The 8,224-nt window shown below is 68.4% G+C and carries 8 protein-coding genes; 6 read left to right on the top strand and 2 right to left on the bottom strand.

Translation table 11 applies throughout. The annotated features are described in order from the left end of the window. A partial coding sequence (locus tag TW83_RS15480; RefSeq protein WP_045983673.1) for a (2Fe-2S)-binding protein occupies window positions 1-233 on the top strand: 233 nt, incomplete at its 5' end. A 4-nt stretch (window positions 234-237) separates the two neighbouring features. Here the strand turns inward: TW83_RS15480 and TW83_RS15475 are convergent. Continuing rightward, complete coding sequence (locus TW83_RS15475) at window positions 238-873, bottom strand: TetR family transcriptional regulator (protein ID WP_045983672.1); 636 nt, start codon at window positions 871-873, stop codon at window positions 238-240. 137 nt (window positions 874-1,010) lie between these two features. On the opposite strand from TW83_RS15475, the gene hpbA reads away from it, so the two are divergent. The 5 genes from hpbA to TW83_RS15450 all read left to right on the top strand — a co-directional run bounded on the left by hpbA (window position 1,011) and on the right by TW83_RS15450 (window position 7,223). Further along, window positions 1,011-3,047, top strand: coding sequence for an N-methyl-L-proline N-demethylase HpbA (hpbA, locus tag TW83_RS15470; protein ID WP_045983671.1), 2,037 nt, complete (start codon window positions 1,011-1,013; stop codon window positions 3,045-3,047). 42 nt (window positions 3,048-3,089) lie between these two features. Then, window positions 3,090-4,076 carry an ABC transporter substrate-binding protein gene (locus tag TW83_RS15465; RefSeq protein ID WP_045983670.1) on the top strand — a complete coding sequence of 329 codons (987 nt, stop codon included), beginning with the start codon at window positions 3,090-3,092 and terminating at the stop codon, window positions 4,074-4,076. A gap of 67 nt (window positions 4,077-4,143) precedes the next feature. After that, complete coding sequence (locus TW83_RS15460; RefSeq protein WP_045983669.1) at window positions 4,144-5,187, top strand: ABC transporter permease subunit; 1,044 nt, start codon at window positions 4,144-4,146, stop codon at window positions 5,185-5,187. After that, window positions 5,187-6,224, top strand: coding sequence for a betaine/proline/choline family ABC transporter ATP-binding protein (locus TW83_RS15455; RefSeq protein ID WP_045983668.1), 1,038 nt, complete (start codon window positions 5,187-5,189; stop codon window positions 6,222-6,224). The genes TW83_RS15460 and TW83_RS15455 overlap by 1 nt, the downstream gene beginning before the upstream one ends. 48 nt (window positions 6,225-6,272) lie before the next feature. Then, a complete protein-coding gene (locus tag TW83_RS15450; protein WP_045983667.1) occupies window positions 6,273-7,223 on the top strand; it encodes a 2-hydroxyacid dehydrogenase in 951 nt (316 codons plus the stop codon). Here TW83_RS15450 and TW83_RS15445 read toward each other — a convergent pair. Next, complete coding sequence (locus TW83_RS15445; RefSeq protein WP_045983666.1) at window positions 7,220-8,158, bottom strand: LysR family transcriptional regulator; 939 nt, start codon at window positions 8,156-8,158, stop codon at window positions 7,220-7,222. The genes TW83_RS15450 and TW83_RS15445 overlap by 4 nt on opposite strands. Window positions 8,159-8,224: the final 66 nt, after the last annotated feature.

Below are 8,224 nucleotides of genomic sequence, written 5' to 3'. Positions count from 1 at the left end.
CCCCGGCGGGCGCGCTGGCCGGGCGGCCCCGGTCGGACATGCCCGATCCGGGCGCGATCGTCTGCGCCTGCCTTGGCGTGGGGGTGAACACGATCCGTCAGGCGATCGGGCAGGGATGCGCCGGCGTCGCGGCCCTGGGCCAGGCCACCGGCGCGGGCACCAATTGCGGATCGTGCCGCCCCGAACTGGCGGCCCTGCTGGCCGGCGCGGCACGGCTGCAGGCGGCGGAATAGCCGCCTATGCCGCCCCGTCGCGTCGGAGCCGCGCGTTGAAGCGGGCGATCTCGCGCGGTTCGGGGGCGGCGCCGGTATAGATCTGGACATAGGACGGGATGCGCGACAGGCGGGGCTCGATGTCCTCGGACGACTGCATCGAGATGTAGCCGATCTGGACCAGATAGATGGTGCGCGCGCGGACATCGGCCGACATCGGGTCATGGCCCCAATGCGCCATCATCCGCGTCAGCGCGGCGATGCGCGTGGCATCGGCGACCGTGACGCGGTCGGCCACCGCCTGGTCCTGCAACGCCCAGCTGCGCACCGCGAATTCCAGCCGCGAATCAAAGACGCCCGGTGTCAGGAAACAGCACAGGACGTTCAGCATCGCCTCGGCCTGGGTTTCGGCATATTGGCGCGTTGCCGCGATCAGGGGCACCGTGGTCCGGGCGTGCCAGCCATCCAAGAGGGCGGCCAGCAGCGCCTTGCGGTCGTGAAAGAACCAGTAGAAGCTGGTGCGCGACAGGTTCAGCTGGCGCGCCAGCGGCATGATCTTGACCGCGTCCACGCCGCCTTCGATCAGCGCGCGATAGCCCGCATCCAGCCAGCCGTCCCGCGATCCCCGCCAGCCCGCGCCGGCCATTTCCTGTGCATCCATGCGGGAACCCTAGGCGGTGGCCGCAACCCCTGCAAGACATCACTCCGCCCAAAGTATGCAGTGCTGTCTTTTTATTTGACACAGGTGAACATTTTGCGCCGTATGACCCTGATCGGTTTCCCAAACGGCAGGCACGGATGTCCCAAGACCCCCTTCTGCGGCCCTATCGGCTGAAACATCTGACCCTGCGCAACCGGATCATGATCACCAGCCATGAACCGGCCTATCCCGAGGACGGGATGCCCAAGGATCGCTATCGCGCCTATCATGTCGAACGGGCCCGGGCGGGGGTGGCGCTGACCATGACGGCAGGGTCGGCGGCGGTGTCGCGCGACAGCCCGCCGGTCTTCAACAACATCCTGGCCTACAAGGACGAGGTCGTCGGATGGATGCGCAAGCTGGTCGACGAATGCCACGACCACGGCGCGGCGGTGATGATCCAGCTGACGCATCTGGGACGTCGCACCCGGTGGGACAAGGGCGACTGGCTGCCCGTGGTGGCCCCCGGCCACGAACGCGAGGCCGCCCATCGCGCCTTTCCCAAGCGGATCGAGGATTGGGACATAACCCGCATCACCCGCGATTTCGCGGATGCCGCTGAACGGATGCAGGCCGCGGGCGTCGACGGGATCGAGCTGGAGGCCTATGGCCACCTTCTGGAACAGTTCTGGTCGCCCCTGACCAACGACCTTGAGGCACCGTGGGGCGGCAGCCTGGAGAACCGCCTGCGCTTCACGATGCAGGTGCTGGGCGCGATCCGCGACCGCTGCGGGCCGGATTTCATCGTCGGCCTGCGCTATACCGGCGATCAGGTGCTGGCCGGCGGCATGGGTGCCGAGGAGGGGTTCCGGGTGTCGCATCTGCTGAAGGACAGCGGGCTGGTCGATTTCCTGAACGTGGTGCGCGGCCATATCGACTCCGATGCCGGGCTGACCGACCTGATCCCGGTGCAGGGCATGCGCAACGCGCCGCATCTGGAATTCGCGGGCCGGATTCGGGCCAAGACGGGGTTTCCGACCTTTCACGCCGCCAAGATCCCCGACGTCGCGACCGCGCGTCACGCCATCGCCGCGGGTCTTCTGGACATGGTGGGCATGACGCGGGCGCACATGGCCGACCCGCATCTGGTGCGCAAGATCATCCAAGGCCGCGAGGATGACATCCGCCCCTGCGTCGGCGCCAACTATTGCCTGGACCGCATCTATCAAGGCGGGCTGGCCTTCTGCCTGCACAATGCCGCGACCGGGCGCGAGGAGACGATGCCCCACGACATCCCGCCCGCGTCCGACAGGCGCCGCGTGACGATCGTGGGCGCCGGTCCCGCCGGGCTGGAGGCGGCGCGCGTGGCTGCCGAACGCGGGCATGCCGTGACCGTCTTCGAGGCCGCGGACAAGCCAGGCGGCCAGATCCGCCTGACCGCCCAGCAGGAGCGGCGGCGCGAGATGATCTCGATCATCTCGTGGCGGATGGCGATGTGCGAAAAGCACGGCGTGTCGTTCCGCTTCAACAGCTATGCCGAGGTGGACGACGTGCTGGCCACCGACCCCGACGCGGTGATCGTGGCCACCGGCGGGCTGCCCCATACCGAGGTGCTGGGCGCGGGCAACGACCTGGTCTGTTCGGCCTGGGACATCCTGTCGGGCGATGTGAAACCGGGCCAGGACGTGCTGATCTTTGACGACGCGGGCGACCATGCGGGCCTGCAGGCCGCCGACATCATCGCCGCCACCGGCGCGCGGGTGGAGATCGTGACCCCCGACCGCGCCTTCGCCCCCGAGGTCATGGCGATGAACCTGGTCCCCTACATGCGCAGCCTGCAGCGCCGGGATGTGACCTTCACCGTGACCTGGCGCCTGGTGTCGGTGGTGCGCGACGGCAATCGCCTGCGCGCCACGCTTGGCAGCGACTATGGCGACATGACCCGCGAAAGGCTGGTCGATCAGGTGGTGGTGAACCATGGAACGCGGCCGCTGGACGATCTGTATTTCGACCTCAAGCCCCTGTCGCGCAATCTGGGCGCGGTCGATTACGACGCGATGATCGCGGGCGGGGCGCAGGATGTCGCCGCGAACCCCGACGGGCGGTTCCGCCTGTTCCGCATCGGCGACGCGGTCGCCGCCCGCAACACCCATGCCGCGATCTATGACGCGCTGCGGCTGGTCAAGGACCTTTGACGGGCCATGGCGCCCCAACCGACATCAACCGGGAGACTGACGATGAGACATCTTCTATCCATGACGACCCTGGCCCTGGGCACCGCGCTTGCGGTGCCCGCCGCGGCGCAGGACGCACCGGGGACCTGCGGTGATCTGTCGATCGCGCAGATGGGCTGGACCTCGGCCGAGATCATCACCGAGGTGGCCAAGTTCCTGCTGGAGCAGGGCTATGGCTGCGACGTGACGCTGGTCAAGTCGGACACCATCCCGGCCATCACCTCGGTCGCCGAGAACGGAGAGCCGGACATCGTCACCGACCTGTGGCTGAATTCGGCCGGAGAGGCCTATACCCGGCTGGAGGCCGAGGGCACCATGGTGACGCTGGCAAACGTCCTGGACCCGGGCGGGATCGAGGGCTGGTGGATCCCCACCTATCTGGCCGAGGCGCATCCCGAACTGACCACCATCCAGGGCGTGCTGGACAATCCCCAGCTGGTGGGGCGGTTCAACAACTGCCCCGAAGGCTGGGGCTGCCGCGTGGTCAGCGACAACCTGATCCGCGCGCTGGACCTGGAGGGCGCGGGCATCGAGGTGTTCAACCACGGGTCGGGCGAAACGCTGGCATCGTCGATGGGATCGGCGGTCAGCGCGCAGGAGCCTTGGTTCGGCTATTACTGGGGCCCCACCGTGCCGCTTGGCAAGTATGACATGACCCGGATCGACCTTGGCAGTTATGACGAGGCCAAGTTCACGCCGCTGCAGAACCCGAACGCGCCCGACCCGCAGGTGTCCGATTTCCCCGAGGCGCCCAGTGTCACCGCCGTCACCGCCGCCCTGGTGGACGAGCAGCCCGAGGTGGTCGAGTTCCTGCGCAAGATGACCTTCAAGACCGACGAGCTGAACACCCTGCTGGCCTGGCAGGACGAGAACAGCGCATCGGCCGAGGAGGTGGCGGTCCATTACCTGACCACCAACACCGACGCCTGGTCCGGCTGGCTGTCGGACGACGCCAAGGGCAAGCTGTCGGCCCTGCTGGGCCAGAACTGACCGGCGGGCCGGGCCCGGGGCGATCCCCGGCCCGGCCTGGCGGACGCGCATCCATCGGGGGACTGACATGGCGACCTATGACGGGCTGTTCGACGCCCTGGGGCTGAGGGCATGGTGCGACGCGGGCGGCGGAGGGGGCGGGCCGATGTCGATGGCCGACCTGATGGCGCGGGCATCGGGCGGTTCGGCCGCACCGGCGGGGTCGTGGTGGGACCTGCCGCTGCCGTCGCTGAACAACCTGCACGCGGCCTGCGGTGCGATCTGGCAGACGCGCGACCTGACCCTGGGTCTGGAACGTGCGTTCCTGTCGGCGCGCGACGCGCTGCGCATCGTGCTGGACCCGGTGACCCAACCGCTCAGCTGGATGCTGCGCCAGATGATCTGGCTGATGGTGGCGACGCCGTGGTTCATCATGCTGCCCCTGCTGCTGGCCGTGACCTGGGCGGTGGCGCGGTCCTGGCGCGTGGTCGGGCTGGTGGCGCTGTCCCTGGGGTTCCTGGCCTTCGTCGACCATTACACCGAGGCGATGCAGACGCTGGCGATCATCTTTGTCTGCGCCTTCATCTGCGTGCTGATCGGGGTGCCGGTCGGCATCGCCATGTCGCGCAGCGCCGCGCTGCGCCGGATCGGCACGCCGGTGCTGGACATGCTGCAGACGCTGCCGGCCTTCGTCTATCTGATCCCGCTGATCTTCCTGTTCAGCGTGACCGAACCCAAACTGTACGGCATCGCAATCATTCTCTATGCGATCGTTCCGGTCATCCGCCTGACCGACCTGGGCATCCGCCTGGTCGATCCCGACGTGATCGAGGCCGCCGACGCCTTCGGCATGACCCGCGGGCAGAAGCTGTGGCGCGTCCAGATCCCGCTGGCCCTGCCAAACATCATGGCGGGCGTGAACCAGACCATCATGATGAGCCTTGCGATGGTGGTCATCGCGTCGCTGGTCTCGGCGCCGGGCCTGGGCGTGCTGGTGCTGCGCGGCATCCGCAACCTGGAACTGGGCGTGGGGCTGGTGGCGGGCTTCGGCATCGTGCTGCTGGCCATCATCCTGGACCGCGTGACCAAGGCATCGCTGGCGCGCATCGACGTCAGCCGGGACGGCCGCTGATGGATGCCCCGGTCAAGATCCGTATCCGCAATCTGTACAAGATCTTCGGCAGCAGGCCCGCCGCGGTTCTGCCGCAGGTGCTGGAGGGCCTGTCCAAGCCCGAGCTGCTGGCGCGCCACAACCACGTGCTGGGCCTGCGCGACATCAACGTGGACATCCGCGAGGGCCAGATCACCGTCATCATGGGCCTGTCCGGGTCGGGCAAGTCCACGCTGATCCGCCACCTGAACCGGCTGATCGAACCCACCGCCGGAAAGGTGCTGGTCGACGGCGACAACATCCTGACCTGGAACGAACGCCGCCTGCGCGACCTGCGGCGGCGGACCATGTCGATGGTGTTCCAGAAATTCGCGCTGCTGCCGCATCGCACGGTGCTGGACAACGCGGGCATGGCGCTGCTGACGCAGGGGGTGCCGCGCGCGGGATACGAGGCCGACGCCCGCGCCTGGCTGGACCGGGTGGGCCTGGGCGGATACGGTGCGCATTTCCCCCACCAGCTGTCGGGCGGCATGCAGCAGCGGGTGGGCATCGCGCGGGCGCTGACCTCGAACGCGGGGATCATGCTGATGGACGAGGCGTTCTCGGCGCTGGACCCGCTGATCCGCACCGACATGCAGAACCTGCTGCTGGAGCTGCAGGCGGAACTGCACAAGACCATCGTGTTCATCACCCACGACCTGGACGAGGCGCTGAAGCTGGCCGATCACCTGGTCATCCTGAAGGACGGCCAGGTGGTCCAGCAGGGAGAGCCGCAGGGCATCCTGCTGAACCCGGCCGATCCCTATATCGAGGCGTTCATCGCCGACATCAACCGCGCCCGCGTGCTGCGCGTGCGCTCGGTCATGACGGGGCCGGGCGATGGCGCATCGTCGGGGCAGGTGGATGCGGACGATACGCTGGAAAGCGTGATCGCCCTGTCGCGCGGCGACATGGCGCGGCGTTACCAGGTGATGCGCGACGGGCAGGCGGTGGGCATGGTCGACATGGGCGCGGTCATCCGCGCGCTGGTCCCGCCGCAGCGCATGGGTGGCGATTGACGGCCGCGCGGTGCATGCTGGCGCCCGAACCGCCAGAAAGAGAGCCCGATGAAGCCCGACGTCCTGATGCTGTCTCCCACCCGCCCCGACGCCCAAGCCCGCCTTGAACAGCAGTTCACCCTGCACCGTCTGGATCTGGCCGACGACAGGCCCGCCTTTCTGGCGCGCCACGGTGCCGCCTGCCGGGGCATGGTCGCGATGGGGCACACGAGCGTCGACGCGGCCCTGCTGGACCAGCTGCCCGCGCTGGAGATCATCAGCTGCGGGTCGGCGGGCTATGACGCGTTCGACGTCGATGCCATCGCGCGCCGCGGCGTGGCGCTGACCAACGCCTCTCCGGCGCTGGCGCAGGAGGTGGCGGACATGGCGCTGCTGCTGGCGCAGATGGGCTGGCGCAACGTCGTGGCCGCCGATGCCTGGGTCCGCAACGGCGATTGGGCGCGCAAGGGCGCGTTCCCCCTGCAGCGCAGCTTTCGCGGGCGCAGGCTGGGCATCGTGGGCATGGGCACGATCGGCCACAAGATCGCCGAACTGGCCAGCCAGCAGGGGTTGCAGGTCGCCTATTGGAACCGCCGCGACAAGGATGCGGGCTATCCGTTCCAGCCCGACCTGGAACAGCTGGCGCAGGACAGCGACATCCTGATCGCCATCGTGGCCGGGGGGCCGGACACGCAGGGGCTGATCTCGGACCGGGTGCTGCGCGCGCTTGGGCCGGACGGGCTGTTCGTGAACGTCGCGCGCGGGTCGGTGGTGGACGAACCCGCGCTGATCGCGGCGCTGCAGGACGGGGGCCTGGGTGCTGCTGCGCTGGACGTGTTCTGGTCCGAACCCGACCCCGATCCGCGCCTGACCGCGCTGCCCAACGTCACCCTGTCGCCGCATCAGGGGTCGGGCACGGTCCAGACGCGGGACGCGATGGCGTCGCTGATCGTCGACAACCTTGAGGCGCATTTCGCGGGACAGCCGCTGATCAGCCCGGTGGACCTGACGCGGCCCTAATCGGCGGCCAGGGTCTTTTCGATCACCTTCTGGCGCACGCGCCGCGCCAGCCGCGACAGCGGCCTGCGCCGCAGGTTCAAAAGGTAATAGGGGTCCACGCGGATCTCGCGGGGCTGGGCCAGCAGCGCGAACCCCGCATGGACCGGCGGCCGCATCAGCAGCTGCGCCACCTCCTCCGAGACCGAGGCGATGGCATCGCTGTTCGCCAGATAGGCGATGGTGAACAGGATCGACGGGCTGTTGACGATGTTGCGCGGCTCGGCCAGGCCCACGGCGGCGAAGGCCTCCATCGTGGCCTCGCGGATGGGGGCGCCGCGGCTTTGCATGATCCATTCGTGGTCATGCAGCTCGGTCAATGTCACCATCGGGGCGCGCGCCATCGGGTGATCGGCGCGCACGCAGAAGGTCACCTTCTCGTCGCGCAACGGCAGGATCTCGAAATCGCGGCTGACGAATTCCGGCAGGATCCGGGCCAGCGCGAAATCCATCTGCCCCGTGGTCAGATGGCCCAGCAGTTCGCGCGACGGCATCACGTCGACGGTGATGTCGGCCTCGGGCGTCTCCTTCTTGATCTCGCGGATCGAGGCCATCAGATAGCCGACCGCGGGCCCGGTGACCGCGCCCACATGCACCGACCCCGCCTGGCCGCCGCGCAGGGCGTGGACGTCGGCCGACATGCTGTGCATCTCGCGCAGGATCACGCGGGCGCGGCGCAGGACGGTGCTGCCGATCTCGGTGGGCGACATGCCCTTGGGCTGGCGCTCGAACAGCGGGGCGCCGAACAGGCGCTCGACCTCGGCCAGCATCCGCGATGCGGCGGGCTGGGTCATGGCGCAGTTCGCCGCCGCCTGCCGCAGCTGCCCGCTGTCGGCGATCTCCAGGATCAGGCGCAGATGCGCGGGTTTCAGATAGGACCGTGCGGGAATCTCGGACATGCGTTTTCCGGTATGTTGAAGGTCGCAAATCTCATTTTACTGATAACCCGTCGCTTTGCTATCGTC

This window comes from Paracoccus sp. S4493, assembly GCF_000967735.1.
GTDB classification, from domain to species: Bacteria; Pseudomonadota; Alphaproteobacteria; order Rhodobacterales; family Rhodobacteraceae; genus Paracoccus; species Paracoccus marcusii.
This window is presented reverse-complemented; position numbering and strand designations above follow the sequence as displayed.